Annotated in this window: 15 protein-coding genes; 9 read left to right on the top strand and 6 right to left on the bottom strand. The window is 41.7% G+C overall.

From position 1 onward, the window contains the following. The first annotated feature begins 57 nt into the window (after positions 1-57). Together ACM0OT_RS17180 and ACM0OT_RS17175 are read left to right on the top strand one after the other, a co-directional pair. Positions 58-468, top strand: a complete 411-nt coding sequence (locus ACM0OT_RS17180; protein ID WP_414565635.1) for a hypothetical protein — start codon at positions 58-60, stop codon at positions 466-468. 78 nt (positions 469-546) lie between these two features. Next, the gene (locus ACM0OT_RS17175) at positions 547-1,284 is read left to right on the top strand and encodes a DUF2786 domain-containing protein (protein WP_414565634.1); all 738 of its coding nucleotides are present in this window, start codon (positions 547-549) and stop codon (positions 1,282-1,284) included. 95 nt (positions 1,285-1,379) lie between these two features. Here ACM0OT_RS17175 and ACM0OT_RS17170 read toward each other — a convergent pair whose 3' ends face one another. The 3 genes from ACM0OT_RS17170 to ACM0OT_RS17160 form a co-directional block, all read right to left on the bottom strand. Continuing rightward, positions 1,380-2,411 carry an NADP-dependent oxidoreductase gene (locus ACM0OT_RS17170; protein ID WP_414565633.1) on the bottom strand — a complete coding sequence of 344 codons (1,032 nt, stop codon included), beginning with the start codon at positions 2,409-2,411 and terminating at the stop codon, positions 1,380-1,382. Between the two features lie 94 nt (positions 2,412-2,505). Beyond that, positions 2,506-3,660, bottom strand: a complete 1,155-nt coding sequence (pyrC, locus tag ACM0OT_RS17165) for a dihydroorotase (RefSeq protein WP_414565632.1) — start codon at positions 3,658-3,660, stop codon at positions 2,506-2,508. 138 nt (positions 3,661-3,798) lie between these two features. Further along, complete coding sequence (locus ACM0OT_RS17160) at positions 3,799-5,028, bottom strand: RNA-guided endonuclease InsQ/TnpB family protein (protein ID WP_414565631.1); 1,230 nt, start codon at positions 5,026-5,028, stop codon at positions 3,799-3,801. Positions 5,029-5,101: 73 nt separating this feature from the next. Here ACM0OT_RS17160 and tnpA point away from each other — a divergent pair, with 73 nt between their 5' ends. After that, positions 5,102-5,515, top strand: coding sequence for an IS200/IS605 family transposase (gene tnpA, locus ACM0OT_RS17155; protein WP_414565647.1), 414 nt, complete (start codon positions 5,102-5,104; stop codon positions 5,513-5,515). 517 nt (positions 5,516-6,032) lie between these two features. On the opposite strand, the gene ACM0OT_RS17150 is transcribed toward tnpA, so the two are convergent. Then, positions 6,033-6,866 (bottom strand): cation diffusion facilitator family transporter, encoded by an 834-nt coding sequence (locus tag ACM0OT_RS17150; RefSeq protein WP_414565630.1) that lies wholly within the window; start codon positions 6,864-6,866, stop codon positions 6,033-6,035. 399 nt (positions 6,867-7,265) lie between these two features. On the opposite strand from ACM0OT_RS17150, the gene ACM0OT_RS17145 reads away from it, so the two are divergent. The 4 genes from ACM0OT_RS17145 (at position 7,266) to ACM0OT_RS17130 (ending at position 10,311) form a co-directional block, all read left to right on the top strand. Next, positions 7,266-7,493, top strand: coding sequence for a hypothetical protein (locus ACM0OT_RS17145; RefSeq protein WP_414565629.1), 228 nt, complete (start codon positions 7,266-7,268; stop codon positions 7,491-7,493). Positions 7,494-7,684: 191 nt separating this feature from the next. Next, entirely contained in the window at positions 7,685-8,965 is a 1,281-nt protein-coding gene (locus ACM0OT_RS17140; protein WP_414565628.1) for an acetyltransferase, read from the top strand. Between the two features lie 17 nt (positions 8,966-8,982). Next, on the top strand, positions 8,983-9,492 hold the full coding sequence (locus ACM0OT_RS17135; RefSeq protein WP_414565627.1) for a hypothetical protein: 510 nt from the start codon (positions 8,983-8,985) through the stop codon (positions 9,490-9,492). A gap of 528 nt (positions 9,493-10,020) precedes the next feature. After that, entirely contained in the window at positions 10,021-10,311 is a 291-nt protein-coding gene (locus tag ACM0OT_RS17130; protein WP_414565626.1) for a Mo-dependent nitrogenase C-terminal domain-containing protein, read from the top strand. Between the two features lie 247 nt (positions 10,312-10,558). Here the strand turns inward: ACM0OT_RS17130 and ACM0OT_RS17125 are convergent, their stop codons facing one another. Both ACM0OT_RS17125 and ACM0OT_RS17120 read right to left on the bottom strand, forming a co-directional pair. After that, complete coding sequence (locus tag ACM0OT_RS17125) at positions 10,559-12,616, bottom strand: calcium-binding protein (RefSeq protein ID WP_414565625.1); 2,058 nt, start codon at positions 12,614-12,616, stop codon at positions 10,559-10,561. 102 nt (positions 12,617-12,718) lie between these two features. Continuing rightward, on the bottom strand, positions 12,719-12,964 hold the full coding sequence (locus tag ACM0OT_RS17120) for a DUF4278 domain-containing protein (protein WP_414565624.1): 246 nt from the start codon (positions 12,962-12,964) through the stop codon (positions 12,719-12,721). A 591-nt stretch (positions 12,965-13,555) separates the two neighbouring features. Here ACM0OT_RS17120 and ACM0OT_RS17115 point away from each other — a divergent pair. Continuing rightward, a complete protein-coding gene (locus ACM0OT_RS17115) occupies positions 13,556-14,488 on the top strand; it encodes a GNAT family N-acetyltransferase (protein ID WP_414565623.1) in 933 nt (310 codons plus the stop codon). Further along, positions 14,485-16,638 carry a peptidase domain-containing ABC transporter gene (locus ACM0OT_RS17110; protein WP_414565622.1) on the top strand — a complete coding sequence of 718 codons (2,154 nt, stop codon included), beginning with the start codon at positions 14,485-14,487 and terminating at the stop codon, positions 16,636-16,638. Before ACM0OT_RS17115 ends, ACM0OT_RS17110 begins: the two co-directional genes overlap by 4 nt. Positions 16,639-16,804: the final 166 nt, after the last annotated feature.

The following is a 16,804-nucleotide window of genomic DNA, read 5'->3' as shown; positions in this document are numbered from 1 at the left end:
GACAAAATCAACTTGTTAACTTTATATAGAACTTTGAATTTATCAACATTTAATATTATGAAAATAAATTATGGTTTCCTGATCTTAGTCTTATTAAATTGTGCTATTGCACCCCAAAAAGCTTTAGCTGATGAGGTTTGGACAACAGAAGAATACAATGTTGTCTATCAAGAAGATCGCAATAAAACTGCCGTGTGGCACTATGGTGAAGATGGAGTTATTTTCATTGATGGTTTAGCAGGAGTGTTTTCTGACCGGGGTTCATACAATGGCTATTGGGTACAGAATTCTTCATCGGTACGTTGCGATACCTATAGAGAAGGGGCTGATGGTAAACCTACTTATCATTGGGGCAGATTTGAAATCACTTTCATTGATTCAGATTTTCCCTCTCGTTGGAAAGCTAATATTAGTCTTTGCGATAGCGATCCCGTGATGACTTTAAACGGTATCCCTGTCACAAAGTAATTAGCTAGTTGACATTCTAAACGTTTATATTTTCAGGTAAGAAAAATATCTTGATTTCATATTTTTTATCTATGATTTATGGAGAAAAAAGCTACATATGATGCCCAAGATATTGAAAAGGTTGCTGACAAAATTAAAAAACTATTGTCCCTTTCTCAATCTCCTAATGAATCAGAAGCATTCGCAGCTTTCTCTAAAGCTCAAGAGATGCTAACTCGCCACAACTTGTCAATGGCAGACTTAGCAGATTCTACACCCCAAGAGATAGAAGAACAAATTCTCAACGAATCCCAAAGGCAAAGCTCTTGGAAAGGGATATTGCTAAATGCAGTTTGCAAAGCAAACTATTGTTTTGCTTATCGGGTTAAACAAAAAAACCGAATCAAGCAGATAATTTTTGGGCGACCTGTTAATAATGAATCAACCCGAATACAGTTTGAGTATTTAGCCGAAACAGTTGACCGACTGGCGAAACAGGTGAATGGCAACCGTACTTTCAAGAATGCTTTCAAGTTAGGTGCTGCACATCGGCTTCATGCCCGAATTTTGTCAGGCATAGAGAAACAAAAATGTGAGGGTGTAGCAGCTTCCGAAAATTCAGCAGCAATTTCAGCTATTGTTATGCGATCGCTCTATGAAAAGCTGGACGCAGAGTTAAAAGCATATTCTAAAAAATTGAATCTAAAAAGCCGAAATCAAAGGTTTTCTTGTAGTTCAGAAGACGGATTTATTGCTGGACAGATGGCGGGGGATAAAGTTTCGCTCAACAAGCAGATTGGTGGGCAAGGTCAACGTTATCTGCCCAAAAGTTGGTAAAATCTAATTTCAGAGCATCAATAAAAAAGGGTTTATGACTACCGCAGTCAAAAAACTTACCCTACTTGAACAGTACCTGGCTTATGGTAAATTTTTCATGCAGGTTCATCTGAAACTTTAATAATCAGTTTTCCCTTTTTGTTGCCATCGAAAAGTTTTAGGATCGCCTTGGGTGCATTTTCCAAGCCTTCGACAATCTCAACAGCATATTTAATTTTCCCCTGGTTTAGCCACTTTCCAATTTCCGCGATCGCTTCATGAAATCGGGGAATATAATCCAAGATAATAAATCCCTGGACGAGAGCGCGTTTCATGAGAATTTGGCTGTAATTATATGGGCCAGGAACAGGCTTTGAAGCATTATAAGTTGAGATTAAACCGCATAAAACCAAGCGTGCGTGCAGATTAATTTTGGTTAGCACGGTATCAAGGATTATTCCGCCAACATTGTCAAAATACACATCGATTCCATTGGAACAAGCTTGAGCTAATGCTTTTTCTAAATCCCCAGTTTTATAGTTAATTGCTGCATCAAAACCAAGTTCTTCTGTAAGCCAACGGCACTTTTCATCACTGCCAGTTATACCAACTACCCGACAACCCTTAATCTTGGCAATTTGTCCAACAATGGAACCAACTGCGCCGGATGCGGCTGAAACGACCACAGTTTCTCCAGCTTTTGGCTGTCCTATATCTAATAACCCAAAATAAGCTGTAAAACCAGTAGCTCCCAGTGGCCCGGTAAATGCGTTGAGCGGACAAGGTAGAGGATCAGGTAATCGCGTGATTGAAAAGCCGCTGTTTCCAAGGGCGATGGCGTAATCTTGCCAACCGAGCATCCCAGAAACCAAATCTCCCTTTTTAAAATTGGGATTTTTGGACTCTTCAACGACACCTATAATACCGCCACGCATAACTTCCCCAATTTCCACAGGAGGCATATACTGCTCGATATCGCTCATCCAGATCCGATTGGTAGGATCTAGTGACAGATATATAGTACGTACCAGCACTTCATCATCTTTGGGGCTGGGAATTAGCTCTTCTCGGTACTCAAAATCGCTTTCTTTAATGTCGCCAACTGGACGAGCAGCCAAGCGAAACTGTCGATTTATCGCTCTAGTCATAAGTTTTAATTGGATTTGACTGAGAGTTGATTAGAGACAATACAGGTTTCCTTGGAGTTTTTTGAGTTTTTTAGCATTATTTTATTTGGGTCGTTTACACTAGTTGCCATGTCATTTCCTGCCCCGCCCCCAAAGGTACAAGCCCAGATTCCATAAATGGAAGTTCATCAGGAACGCGCCAAGTCGTTTTGGACAAGGTAATTCGCTCGGTATTACGCGGCAGTTGATAAAAATCTGGGCCATAGAAGCTAGCGAATGCCTCCAGTTTATCCAGGGCTTTCACGCTTTCAAATGCTTCGGCATACAACTCAAGGGCGTGCAGAGCCGAAAAGCATCCCGCGCAGCCACAGGAACTTTCTTTGCTGGTGCGGGTATGGGGAGCGCTATCGGTACCTAGAAAAAACTTCGGATTCCCCGATGTCGCCGCTTGCAACAAAGCCTGACGATGCTCCTCCCGTTTCAAAATGGGCAGGCAATAAAAATGGGGGCGAAGGCCGCCTTTGAATAGGGCATTACGGTTAAACAACAAATGTTGGGGCGTAATTGTTGCCGCGATGGTGTTGGCAGACAGGACATACTGCACCGCATCGGAGGTGGTGATATGCTCAAGCACCACCCGCAGTTTGGGAAATCGTTGCTTGAGGGGGATTAAATATCGCTCGATAAACACCTTCTCGCGATCAAACGTATCAACATCGTTATCGGTCACTTCCCCGTGCAGTAATAACGGCATGTCCACCTGCTGCATTGCTTCAAAGACGCGATCGCTCTTTTGAATATCCGTCACACCGGAGTCTGAGTTAGTCGTTGCACCGGCTGGGTAGTACTTGACCGCTTTGATAAACTGGGATTCTTTCGCCCGCAGAATGTCGTCGGGGCTGGTGTTGTCGGTGAGGTAGAGCGTCATCAATGGCTCAAACTGTTGGCCCTCCGGAATGGCGGCGAGGATGCGATCGCGATAGGCTGCCGCATCTGCCACCGAGCGGATAGGGGGCTTCAAATTCGGCATGATGATCGCGCGGGCAAACTGACGCACCGTGTAGGGCAGAACCGCTTTCAGTGCTGCACCGTCGCGCAGATGCAGATGCCAATCGTCAGGTCGGGTGATGGTAAGCTTTTGCATCCTTTCATTATAAAACGGCAACCAGGTTCTCATGAGAATAGGGGCGATCATCACATATTTCAATTCAGACTCAGAGTAAGTGTAAACAACAAAATATCTTTGAAATTTTAATTCGAGCAGCCACACAAAGGGATAGTCTTGAAAAAATAACCAAGACTACATGACCAGGACTGAATTTTTCTCCTTTTTCCTCTCCTATTAATTCATTTATTGTTTCTACTAATCCTATCGCGTCTATGATTCGCTACTATCCGTGACATACTCCTACACTGATGCTATCGCATACAGTGTAGGCTTCTCACCAAATCCAGCTATGGCTTCGGATACTCGATGAGCTTTAAGAACCGGATGCCCCTCGGCTCTATTTTTTATATTTATTGCTGCGTTGTGGTCACGGTCAAGACTGCATCCGCAATGTGGACAATCGTGCCATCGTTCAGGCAATTTTTTTGGTACTTTTGCACCACAACTAGAGCATTCTTGACTTGTCCCAGATGCTTTAACAGGTATTACCAACAAACCAGCATTTTCGGCTTTGTTTGTCAGTATTGATAAAAAGTTACCCCATCCAGCATCATGTACAGACTTAGAAAGTCTAGACTTAGAAAGTCCTTTGATGTTTAAGTCTTCATGTGCAATTACATCATATTTTTTCAGTAAGTTATGAGCAGTTTTAAAGTGAAAGTCTTTACGTTTGTCAGCAATTTTTTTATGTTGTTTACCTAGTTGCTTGACAGCTTTATGCCTACGGTTACTACCTTTTTTACGTCGTGAAACACGCTTCTGAATAACTCTCAGGCGTTTTTGAGCCTTACGGTAATGTTGAGGAATAGCAACTGTTTCACCATCAGCAGTTGTCAAAAACTCTTTTAATCCCATGTCAATACCAGTTATTAATTCTGGATTAATATCTGGCTTGATTTCTGGAACTGTAGAATCTTCTAGGCTGAGAGTTAAATAATAACCATCTGCTTTTTTAGTAACAGAAGCAGTTTTAATCCTGAACCCGTCAGGTAATGGACGATGCAATATAACTTTAATCTGTCCCAGCTTTGGAAGATTGATTAAGCCATCTTGTAAACATCCATATTTCATCTGAGGATAAGTAAAAGTTTTGTATCTGCTACGAGATTTAAACCTTGGCTTACCGCTTCTTTTGCCATTGCTATCACCTTTGAGAAATCTATCAAAAGTTACCTTAACTCGTTTAACTACATCCTGGAAAACTTGTGAATAAATATCACCATAATGAGGATGAGTTTTCTTGAGTTCAGGTAATGTTTTCTTTTGAGAGTAATAGTCTGGATTATCTCTTAACTCTGGAAGATGACAAACAAGAGGACAAGCGTTAACCGAACAACGATTTTGCTCATACCAATTAAATCTATCAGCCAACAAATAATTATATTGAGCGCATAGCATAGACAGCCATCGGTCTATTGCTGCTGCTTGTTGTTTTGTTGGGCGTAATCTGTACTGGTATGCTGTTCTCAACTGTTTATCACCACCTTTGTAAATCAGTGTTATGTTTTTAGTATACACTGATTTTAATTTAAGTCTACATCCAATGAAAAATGACTTTGTTTCCAAAGGGAGGTCTGTTAGTGACCTGAAAGCTCACTTAGTTTTAACAACAAAATACAGACGCAGAGTATTTAACGCAGCAATGCTAGAACGCTTACATACTATCTTTGAGGAGTTGTTGGCAAAGTGGGATTGCAAGCTTGTTGAGTTCAATGGCGAAGATAATCATGTACATCTTCTTTTTCAGTACCACCCTGATCTAGAACTTAGCAAGTTGGTCAATAACTTAAAATCTATTTCGTCTAGAAAATTGAGGCAAGAATTTTCTGAACATTTAAAAACTTTTTATAGCAAAGATGTTTTTTGGAATGGGTCTTATTTTATCGCTAGTTGTGGTGGCGTTACCGTTTCAACTCTGAAAAAATACATTGAAAATCAGCAACAACCAGAGAATTAAAATTTGTTCGTTTCCTCCATATCTCCCTCCCTCGCTGTCGCATTGGTGAGGCAGTGCGTTGGGCGGCTCTGCCGACTTGTAGCAACTGCCGTCGGGAGATTGTCGTCAACTCACGCGCAATTCATCTCATCACTCAGTCCGAAAGGACGAGTGAGAGGCTTCTTGCTGTTCAAGCTAAATGATCTATGTTCTGAATTGCAATGTCTTTGGTATTCAAAATCACAACAGTATTCTCCATGACTTCTGTTGCAATTCTCTCATTCATCTTTTTGTTATCAATTAATTTTTTTCACTGGCGAGTGTCAAGGGACGGGCACTCAATGACCATTTGCTCGACACCTTTATTTCACAGGCGATCGCTTTTCCCAGGTCTATAGAAGTTGATTTTGTTGCTGGCAGGGTCTTTATTGTTAGGAAGTCTGCCAGAGCTGAGAAAGCAAACTCCCACTCACGTAAACAATATACAACTCGGTCAGGTATACTCTTTTCGAGGCTCACAAATCCGTTAATAAAATTATCACACAAGCTCCTCTAAAGTAGGAAATAATAGCTTCTCTGCTTGCTGGCGATCGCTAAAATCTTGCACTTTCACATCACAAATGCAAGTCACATCAGTAATCTGACCGCGCAAAGACTGTACACTCTGAATCACTAAATAGGCTGCAAATGTAGCTATCAACACTGCCACAATTAAACTGATAACACCATCAGCCCAAGTCCAATTGAGCCAGATCACTGCAATGGCTGCTAATACTGCTCCCACTGAACTGGCTATATCTGCTAGCAGATGCAGTAAAGCTCCTCTCATATTGAGGTCATGATGACTACATTTGTGCAAACACTTAGCGTTAAAACCGTTAACAAGTAGACCAATCAGGGCAGTTATTAACATCGGTACACCATGAATCTCTATGACGGGAGATTGCAAGCGCACCAGAGCTTCTTGAATAATCCAGCCAGCAACAGCCGCTAGACTGATGCCATTAATCAAGGCTGCTAGGACTTCTAAACGATAGCGTCCAAGTATGCTTTTCTGGGATATGAATTGAGATAACCAGGCTGTAACCAGTGCTAAACCTAACGCTACTACATCTGAAAAAATGTGTTCAGCATCAGCTAAAAGCGATAAGCTATGACTCCAAATTCCCGTCCCTAGTTCTATGCAAAAAAAAACACCAAGTAAAACTATGGCAGTCCAAAGAGCCTGAACTTTCTTCTGCACTGGGGTTGATGACATGAGATCTGACCCTCTGACTTGATTGGTGCTTAACTCCAACCTTGAGCGTTTCAATGAACGTCCTTGTGCTAACCGCACCATTCTCAATCCTGGAATATCTGTATTTTTCTGCATAAAAAGTCTGTTATCAAATTAGCTTTAACTTATCAATAGCTAATTTATACTATTCAAATTCACTTCTAGAAGTCCATCATGAAAGTAAAAGCTAAAACATCCATCGTGAGATAGATAATTTCTATATTCCTATTGCTAAGGCTAAAAATAAAGTTCTCAAAAATAAACTAGCTAATATTTATATCCAAATCATAAATTTTACTAATATAAAAAGATCTAGTGTAAATTAACAAATAGTCATACAATAGACTGTTAATTGCTGCTGGTAGCAATTCAGTTTTCATTGACTGAAATTTGAGAGTTATTAGGTTAAGTAAAGCGAAAGGTTAAAACTTTTGTTTGATATTTTCGATTTACTCCACCAAATAAACTTGGAGAACTATTAGGTATCAAGAAATAATGTTGAAACGTCGTGCAATACTAGCAGGTTTAGCTGTGCTTGGCTTAACGTTAGCTGTGAATACAAAAGTCTATGGTAGTTTCACTAGCGGGCCAGATGCTTGGGAGACTGTATACAATGATGCGGTTGCTGGGGCAACAACGACAATTTCAGTTCCACTTTTGGGCTTGTTGTTATCATCTATTTTGCAAATAGTCTACAGCTTAACAGGGTTTTGGGGCGGTTAATTCTTTACCTCAGATCTCAACAGAAAAATAGTCGAAATAGAGGCTTTTGCAGTGTAGTTTTTCGGTAATTTGTCTGCCTGTGTAGATGCTCTGCGTCTTTTCACCAGACATAGCCTCAACATATCTCGCATTCATTAACGCAGATTATCCCATAGCCAAATATTCCATAACCCGTGAGGACTTTTCTTCCTATGTTCAAACCTCGCACAGTTTTTAGTGCCTTAACTGCGATTATCCTTGCGTTTGCAATCAGCACACAGATATATATACAACCCGCAGTAGCTGTCGGAGTAACGTGTAATCCAACTGTAGGAAACCTACCTATATGCCCAAGTACTGCACCTTCCGAGTCAGCTAGTTTCGTTGACCCAACTGCAATCATCACCAATCCCACAAATATTACCTTGGGCGAAAAAGTCTATGTTGCACCATTTGCTCAGTTAGACGCTACTTATGCCCCCATTAGTATTGCCGCAGATTCTAATGCTCAAGACCAGGTAAAAATCATCGCTTCGGGAACAGGAGTACAGATTGGCGAGCGTGTGATTATGGCACACATGGCTGTTGTTAAAGGTGCAGCCACAATTGGTACTCAAGGCTCAACCGGGCCTTTTACCGACCCAGTTACCAATACTCAGTTCAGTAATACTACTCCAGAGACATTTCTTGCCTTCAACTGTGAAATAGATGGTGCAACCATACAAAGAAACACAGTGGTCAACTTTCTCTCGCGGGTTGGCCCTGGTGTTACTTTACCTGCGGGTAAAGTTGTGTTGCCTGGTAAAAATGTCACAACTAATTTACAAGCTAGTAGTGGCAGTTTGGGGAAAGTAGTCAACCTGACACAAGCAGACGTTGCATTGATGGAAGGCATTATCGAAGTCAATGAAGCATTTGCCAAAGGTTATACAGACTTAGCCAGAGCAGACTTGACCAACGTAACAGGAATTAATTACGCTCCAGTCACAGCTTTTAACCCTGGAGGTCTGCCGCAGATAGGTGGAAGTCCAACTCGTGATCCGAACTACCGTAACCGGATTATCGGCAATCTCACTTTTCAAGATTCTTTAGCAACGCTCAATCATAACCTAGCTAATAGAATTTCGCTACGTGCTGACGAGGGTGAACCTTTTAATGTTGGGTCAATTGCTGGGATGGCAAATGATGTTGTCTTTCACGCTTTAGAAACAACTAGTTTGACTCTGGGTAATGGAGTTGGTTATGGGCCTCGCACTCTAATTCATGGTGGTAGGCAAGTTGTAAATGGTGTTGCTAACGGCCCTGAGACCAGCTTAGGTGATGCCGTAGGGCTAGGGCCGAACTCTGTGATATTCCGCGCCAGCATTGGCAACAATTCAGCAGTTGGGCAAAGAAGCGCAGTCTTCAATTCGACATTAGCTCCTAGAACGCATATCCGTTCTCGCACAATCTATGCCGACAACGGCAGCCTGATTTTACCTGTGGAGTGGTAATCAATTTTGCATAATTTATGAATCGGAAAATCTTGTCGGTGCAGTTACAATGCCTACAATTGATTGTGCTTTTCACTTTGATATTTGGGCTGGTACTAAGTTTTGATGGCAGTTCATCTATAGCTGCTGACATATCCGCCAATCAGCCTCAAGTTGTACAACCTCCAATCACCGGACTTGTTTCTACATTGTCGGATGAAGTCGAGGAATTACCATCAGACTTAATTCGCTGGTCAACTTACTGGCAACTTTGCTGGGAACCATATCCCGAAGCTAAAGAATACGAACTACAAACGGTGTTGATGGAGGGAAAATCTCCAAAATTGAAACGTCAAAGCGATCGCTGTTTTCGTATACAAGCTGCATCTAATGAAAACCAAAAATCACAAGGATTACTCAATCGTGATTTAATCTTGTTAATGCACAAGATTCAGCTTGGTTATCGAGTGCGTGCTGTTTTAGATAGTAACCGTGTCAGTGAATGGTCTCAAGTAATGGCAGTTGGTGCAACGACTGTCTCTGAATGAAAATTTATCTCAGGAGCAAGTTCGACGGCATCATAGAGAGAAAATTGTCTGATGAGCGCAGCATTAATTCTAAAGCTAGCAACTCCTTTAACACTCTCTCGATAGTTTAAATTTCGCTGCGCTCATTTAAACAATTGGGGGATTCTTAAGAGTCCACAAACGAACTCTTAATAGCGTCGTCAATGCACCTCTACTGACTGATTTAATTAATTCAGGTTGCTAATTTCTCCAATCATTTAACTGTGTTACTAAAAAATAGTGTACATGATCAACGAAAGAAGAACCCCATTTATTCGTACTATGTCCCATACCAGGAACAACATAACAATCACCATCACTAAAGCACTTAGTACATTCAATAGCATCTCTAACGCTGACAATGATTTATGCAGATAAATACATGGTATTGATGCAACAAATAGTATAAGTTAAGCTGATTAAACATAAAAACTACTTATATTTCAATCCTATTTACATTTCCAAAAATTATCTATAAACTGCTTAATAGTAGTTTATAAATACAGACAAATGTTGAATTTAACCTGGTCTAAAGTTGATAATTTCGATATTCTTCAACCAATTCGCATCTGGCTTAATGGCATTGAAATAGATAATCCCCAAATTGCCCACCTTTTGTGTAGATTTATTCCAGTGCAGTGTCCATTTGCGCGAGATATTTACTTATTTGGTCAAAAAATTGCTCATATTCCCCCCTTGTGTAAACTCAATCCCTTGTATGAACAAATAATTAGTCTGCGGTTTCGTGCCCTTTGTTACCTTGCTGATGTCTGCGGTGAAGATGTGGGTTCTTATTGCTAGAACTTATCCCCATGTCGATATTTGCGTCTGACAAATTTGGGCAATATAGTTTCTAGTAATATTTCTATATATTTATTTGTGGCTTTTTTATGGTTTCCCTTCATCCTCTCATCTTTTAGGCTTTCTAGATTCTCTGTGTCTCCATGAACACAGCAATATAATACTTTCTTTAAAGAACAACCCAAAAAATCGAGCATCAAAATTACCAGAATCAAATGCGATCGCTTGCTTTAAATCCTTTAGTAGTTTATGCAAATAAAAACTGTGCAGTATTATCGGTTGCTAAATTCAAAGCAAGATTATCTGAAGTGAAGCCAGTTACACCGCGTAACTCTGCTAATAACTCACCGGAACCAAATCCAGTATTTCCAGTCACGCCATCACCCAAGTGGAAATAGGTATTGCGGCCATGCACCACGACATCGATCGCATCAATACCTTCAAATTGCAATAAATCGCCACCTTCACCACGCCGGAACTGATGGATCACATCACTGCCATCACCTTGGCGATATAATACTTTATCAATTTGGCGATCGCTTCCCAAATACAGCATATCGTTTCCCAGCCCACCTACAAGAATATCTGCACCAGTGCCACCATGAAGTGTGTCGTTACCTTCACCACCGCGCAAAATATCATCGCCACTCAAACCCCAAATAATGTCATCACCACCTTGACCGTTGATGACATCATCGGAGTTGTCAAAGCCACGTACATGATTATCTAAATCATTCAAAAAGGTGACTGTATTACGATTCCAAATTCTGTTTTGGGTGGAGTCAACGTTAAAAACATCAAAACTGTCTTGCAGGGTAGTGTCACCATCAAATATGATATTACCAATTTGACCGTGTTGACCACCAGGAATCGGCAAATTATCCAGGTTTTCTAGAGCAAAGTCCTTGAGAATCACTTGGGTATCATCAACCCCTTCAAAACTGACAACTAAATCATCACCAGTTTGGGTAAGGAGCAAGTTTTTGGCAACTAAACCCTCTCCTGTAAATATGAGTTCGTCAAAGGTTTCCTTCACTTCCACTGAGGGATTGCTTCCCCGACCTACACCTGTAAAGTCTTCTACCTCAATAGTGCGATCGCCTCGGTTGACTTTGACTGGATAGATATTGCTATCAGGATTCGCCGTTGATGCAGAATTTTGGATGAAACTTACTCCGCCCATATCCCGCAATGTACCACCTGACTGAACGAAGATTGCACCACCATGTCCTTGACCATTCTGAAAGCCAGTACCACCAGCGGCAGAATTGAAGAGAAATGAACTGTTCCTGACGTTGAAAGTGGCGTTGTTAGAGACAAAAACTGCACCGCCTAAACCTGCGCCACCGCCGCCTTGTCCTCCGACACCGCCGCTACCTGGACTGTCACCTGTAAAGGTGGCGCGACCATTACCCCCATTCGCTCCAGCGCGTCCAGCCCCAGCAAATGCGCCAGCTGCGCCCCCAATACCACCAGCACCACCAGGGCGAGCTTGTCCTCCCAACACATTGGCACCGCCGCCACCACCACCGCCGCCGCCACCTCCGCCACCGCCGTAGCTCCCAGAAGCACCACGGCCGCCGCCACCGCCACCAGTCGCATCTCGGAAAGCACCAGCACCACCAGCACCACCACCACCACCTCCTCCACTACCTCCACCAACACCAAAGCCTGCGAAGAAGGTACCACTAACACCGCCACCTGCTCCCAAGCCTGTAGTTCCGACTATCCGACCGCCAGCACCACCGCTACCGCCGCCACTTGGGACTATACCTCCAATGGCAAAGAAACTTGGTAAGCCACCACTACCACCCGGAAAGCCATTGCTTCCAGCCGAGGAATCATTGCCACCCCGTCCACCGTCGCCACGACCAGCGAAACTATTACCCCCGATTGCCCGGTTATCAAAAAACACGACATTATTTGCTGTGACATTAGCACCTGGATTCAGAAACAGGCCTCCTCCAGCGCCTAAACCGCCACCACCGCCTCGACTGCCGTTTCCTCCTTGAGCCAGACCCCTGTTAATATGCAAATTATTAAATATAACGGTGCTGTTATTAATGAGAAATAAGGAGGTGCGCCCCTGTCCATTAAAGCCAGTAAAGCTAGTCCCATTCCCCTGGAAGTTAATGTTATTGCCTGGTCTGATGACAATTGGGTTATTTAAGAGAGCAATACTATTGATGACGATGGTATCCGTTCCAGGTAGGGCTTCTGCTGCTGTGACAGCTTCTCGTAGGCTCAACAGCCCATCTGTGGAACTAACAACATCATTTAATGTAGTAACGGTGAAAGTTGCCATTTGAGTATCCTTTGATTAGTAAATTTAGGCAGAATAGGGAATACCACCGCCTTTGTGGAAGCGGCGTTACATTTAGTTTTAATTTGTGGATTTTAAGAAAAATTAAGAGTAAATCACACCACGATATTTTAAACTTCTCCGTGGTTGGGAAATTGTAGAGATAACTTGGTTTTTAATATAAAGTGCGCCACGATAAATTAGAGTTTGATATGTTGGTACATTTTGGTTAACAACTGAACAATTAATATTGTAAGCAGCACCACGATACTTTAAAGATACTTTCACTGCTGTTTCTTGAGATAAAGAATAATCGCACTCATAGGGGAATGATTGATAATTTATTTCCATTTTTCTAATCCTCATTGTAAGTGAATAAAATGCTAGCTTGCTGTAACATTTGATTGTGTGTTTCAGCAATGATTTATTTATAGGATTTCTAGAAATTAATGTCGATGTATAAAAGTTAAGGATTTAACACAGAGTCGATTTACTTAACTTTTCGCCCTCTTTCTCAGCTACAGAAGCAGTTTCTTGCTGTTTCACCCAATTAAGTTAAGTCAGTTAAGCCAGATAAGTCCTTAGCTTTTCTGTATCGACAATTATTTGCTCTCATTCCATTATGGAAATTGTGAAGCAGAGAGAATCAAGCTTCAACAAGCAAAAATAACTCAAAGTAGGATGTTAATGATGAATACTCAATCTGTAAAAAATTCCAATAACGACACTAAAATCAATATCCAAAATACTGTTAAGTACCCAGAACTTAACGACTCAGAATTAGAGGTTGTTTGCGGAGGTGGAAATTTGATTGGACGTAGAAGGGGTTTTTCAATTCATGTCAAGTAACTCAGTCATTGAAGTAGAGACTGAAGCAGCTTGACTGTCAAAGTAGATGATGACGTGAACTCTGATAAGTCAATAGGAACGGGAGTAAAGAATATGGGTAAAATTCCATGCGTTGAAACGGTGAAATCATATCAATTGACTTTGATTGATACAACCAATGCCTCTGTTTATGAAGAATTTACCTATCCTCACTTCCGTTCCCTGTTGCAGAACTTGACACCCGATGTCCCTGTTGTGGGCATTGGGGTTGAGTTAGAAGGAAATCCCATTGGGTTAGCTTTAGCTCGTTATAGTCCACAAGTTTATGGGCAAATACTTTCTTTATTTGTTGTCCCTACCCATCGTAGCCAGGGTGTGGGTACAGCATTAATGGCGCGAATGGAAACAGAACTTCAGCACCGAGGCTGTACTGAAATGGAGATTAACTATCTCACAAGTTCTAATTCTCCGGCTTTGGAAGGTATTCTCAGCCATCAAAAATGGTCTACACCCAAAGCTACAGCCTTGGTCTGCTACGCTTCCACAGATAGAGTTGAACAAACCAAGCAATCGCACTTGACGCAATATTTAGATCGTTTACTTACCAATCTCCCAGCAGATTACAGCCTTTTTCCTTGGAATACTTTGACAAATAAAGAACGAGAAGAAATCGCACAGCAAGTAGAAACTGATGCTTTGGTGCGTCGATTTAATCCATTTTCAGAAGAGAAGAAGCTAGAACCCCTAAATAGTTTGGGCTTACGCTATCAAAATCAAGTAGTTGGCTGGATAATTACCCATCGCACTGCACCTGATGCTATCCGCTACACCCAAATGTTTGTAAATCCCAAATCTCAACCTTTGAGCCGCAGTACTTTATTATTAGCTAGAGCAATTCAACTACAAGTGGAGAATCTTCCCCATACCAAAGGCACTTTTCGGGTGGATATAGACAATACCCCAATGGTGAAGTTTGTGCATCGTCGCCTCAAACCATATTTGGACGAGATTCGCTATGCCTGGAGTGCAACTAAGGTTTTGTCATGAAGTACCATTGGGTAAAACAACATAGTGGGGAAGACTGTGCAGCTGCCAGTTTAGCTATTGTCGCCAAACATTATGGCCGCTGTTTAAGAATTAACTATATTCGAGAATTGGTAGGCACTCGGCAAGGGGGAACTACCATGTTGGGGTTGAAATATGGCGCACAAGCTTTGGGATTTGAGACGAAAGCGATTAAGGCATCCCCCGACATTTTAGACGAACTGCACGAGCTAAGTTTACCTGCCATTCTTTACTGGAAAGGTTATCACTTTGTGGTGTTCTACGGGCAAAAAGGTAGGAAGTTTGTAATTTCCGATCCCGCAATGGGTATTCGCTATCTCACCCGCCAAGAACTCCTTAAAGACTGGCAAGGCTATATGATGTTATTGCTAGAACCAGAACCACAGCGTTTTGCAGCTCAAGCTGAAGACCCAACTCCGATTAATCCATTTGCCAGTTTGCTGCATCGTCTCTGGCAACAACGGGGAATTTTGCAGATTTTGCTACCTTTAAATTTAGGGGTGGGATTATTAGCTTTAGCTACTCCATTGTTGTTGCAATTCCTCACCGACCAAGTTTTGGTAGAAAATAATAGTCAACTGCTGACTCTGGTGGCTGTGGGAGTGATGGGGTTAACCCTAGTAAATAGTGGTTTGACTTGGACGCAATCGAATTTGGTGGCTGCATTTGCAGAAAAGTTGCAGAAAGAATTAAAACTGGATTTTGGTAAACAAGTGCTGCATTTGCCTTTGTCCTATCATGAAGCTCGTCGCAGTGGTACGGCAATTCGCCGTCTGGCTGATATTCAACAGATTAATTTACTAATTTCTCAATTGGTGATTGAGTTACCAATTAAAACTTTTATTGGCTTGGTTGCTGTTAGTTTTATTTTTGTTTATAGCTGGCAGTTGGGATTAGTGACTGTAGGATTAGGCATTGCCATGATCTTCGCAACCTTGGTTTTTCAACCGAAAATTAAACAAGTAACTAACCGTTCCTTTGCCGTTGCAGGTGAAAATGCTGGGGTATTATCTGAAGCATTTAATGGAGCATTAACCCTGAAAACAATGGCAGCTGCACCGCAACTATGGTCGGAAATTCAAGAGCGTTCACAACGAGAATCAAAATACAACTTACGTGCAGCGAAAATTCATGTTAGCAATCAGACAATTTCCGAAGCGATCGCAGGTGTCGGTACAGTTATTTTACTTTGGTTTGGTAGTTTGCTGGTTTTTCAGGATCACCTCACCATTGGCAGGTTAATTGCCATTTACGGCTTGAAAGAAGGCTTTTTGCAGTTTGCGATCGCATTTGTTAAATTCATCAGCGAGTGGACGGAAATTAAAGCCATCACCAGCTTACTGGCTGAACTGTTTGAATATATCCCCGAACATCAAGGTGATGCGGCTAAACCCTGGGTTCACTTGTCAGATACAGCCGACATTCAACTCAAAAACCTGACTTTTTACTATCCTGGTCGGTTAAAACTGCTAGAAAATTTATCCGTGACTATTCCTGGTGGTCAGGCGATCGCTCTTATGGGTAAATCTGGTTGTGGTAAAAGTACCATTGCTAAGTTACTCACTCGCCTTTATTATCTAAATTCTGGGGAAATTTTCATAGGGAATCATGCTTTGTCTGAGTTACCCCTCGATTGTTTACGTCAGCAAGTGGTTCTCGTTCCTCAAGATAGTTTCTTTTTACATCGTTCCATTATTGATAACTTCCGGCTGAGTGTCCCCAATGCCACTATTGAAGAAATTATAGAAGCTTGCCGAGTTGCGGGAGCCGATGAATTTATCTGTCAGTTTCCCCAACAATATGAAACAATCTTGGGAGTCGTGGGTGCAAACATCTCTGGTGGGCAAAAACAGCGAATTGCGATCGCACGCGCTGTTTTAAAGAATCCACCAATTCTGATTTTGGATGAATCTACGGCTAATCTCGATCCAGTTACCGAAACTGAAGTACTCGATCGCATATTAAATCATCGTCGGGGCAAAACTACTATTCTCATTAGCCATCGTCCCCAAGTTATTCTGCGTGCAGATTGGTTGGTGATGCTCAATCAAGGGCAGTTGCAATTTAATGGTAAACCCGAATATTTCCCAGCTGCTAATTTGCCTAATACAGCGTTTTGCATGTGTTTATAATTTCACCTGATAATGAAGTAACAAGACACCATTTTTATATATCTTGCTCTCAGTAAGTTCTAGATTAGTTTGCTGAATTACTCCAGAAAAAAGCGGAATACCTGAACCCATGAGAAATGGATTTACCTTGAGAATGAGCTGATCAAGGCTAAGGATCATACAACTG

Source organism: Anabaena sp. CCY 9613 (assembly GCF_963920895.1).
In the GTDB taxonomy this organism is placed as follows: domain Bacteria; phylum Cyanobacteriota; class Cyanobacteriia; order Cyanobacteriales; family Nostocaceae; genus Cyanocohniella.
The sequence above is the reverse complement of the archived record's forward strand: the minus strand, read 5'-3'. Positions and strand labels throughout refer to the sequence as shown.

Bases quoted from the DNA above. Each gene is read 5' to 3' on its own strand.
- ACM0OT_RS17180 (WP_414565635.1), top strand. From the start codon at position 58: ATGAAAATAAATTATGGTTTCCTGATCTTAGTCTTATTAAATTGTGCT.
- ACM0OT_RS17175 (WP_414565634.1), top strand. From the start codon at position 547: ATGGAGAAAAAAGCTACATATGATGCCCAAGATATTGAAAAGGTTGCT.
- ACM0OT_RS17170 (WP_414565633.1), bottom strand. From the start codon at position 2,411: ATGACTAGAGCGATAAATCGACAGTTTCGCTTGGCTGCTCGTCCAGTT.
- tnpA (WP_414565647.1), top strand. From the start codon at position 5,102: ATGAAAAATGACTTTGTTTCCAAAGGGAGGTCTGTTAGTGACCTGAAA.
- ACM0OT_RS17150 (WP_414565630.1), bottom strand. From the start codon at position 6,866: ATGCAGAAAAATACAGATATTCCAGGATTGAGAATGGTGCGGTTAGCA.
- ACM0OT_RS17145 (WP_414565629.1), top strand. From the start codon at position 7,266: ATGTTGAAACGTCGTGCAATACTAGCAGGTTTAGCTGTGCTTGGCTTA.
- ACM0OT_RS17140 (WP_414565628.1), top strand. From the start codon at position 7,685: ATGTTCAAACCTCGCACAGTTTTTAGTGCCTTAACTGCGATTATCCTT.
- ACM0OT_RS17135 (WP_414565627.1), top strand. From the start codon at position 8,983: ATGAATCGGAAAATCTTGTCGGTGCAGTTACAATGCCTACAATTGATT.
- ACM0OT_RS17130 (WP_414565626.1), top strand. From the start codon at position 10,021: ATGTTGAATTTAACCTGGTCTAAAGTTGATAATTTCGATATTCTTCAA.
- ACM0OT_RS17125 (WP_414565625.1), bottom strand. From the start codon at position 12,616: ATGGCAACTTTCACCGTTACTACATTAAATGATGTTGTTAGTTCCACA.
- ACM0OT_RS17120 (WP_414565624.1), bottom strand. From the start codon at position 12,964: ATGGAAATAAATTATCAATCATTCCCCTATGAGTGCGATTATTCTTTA.
- ACM0OT_RS17115 (WP_414565623.1), top strand. From the start codon at position 13,556: ATGGGTAAAATTCCATGCGTTGAAACGGTGAAATCATATCAATTGACT.
- ACM0OT_RS17110 (WP_414565622.1), top strand. From the start codon at position 14,485: ATGAAGTACCATTGGGTAAAACAACATAGTGGGGAAGACTGTGCAGCT.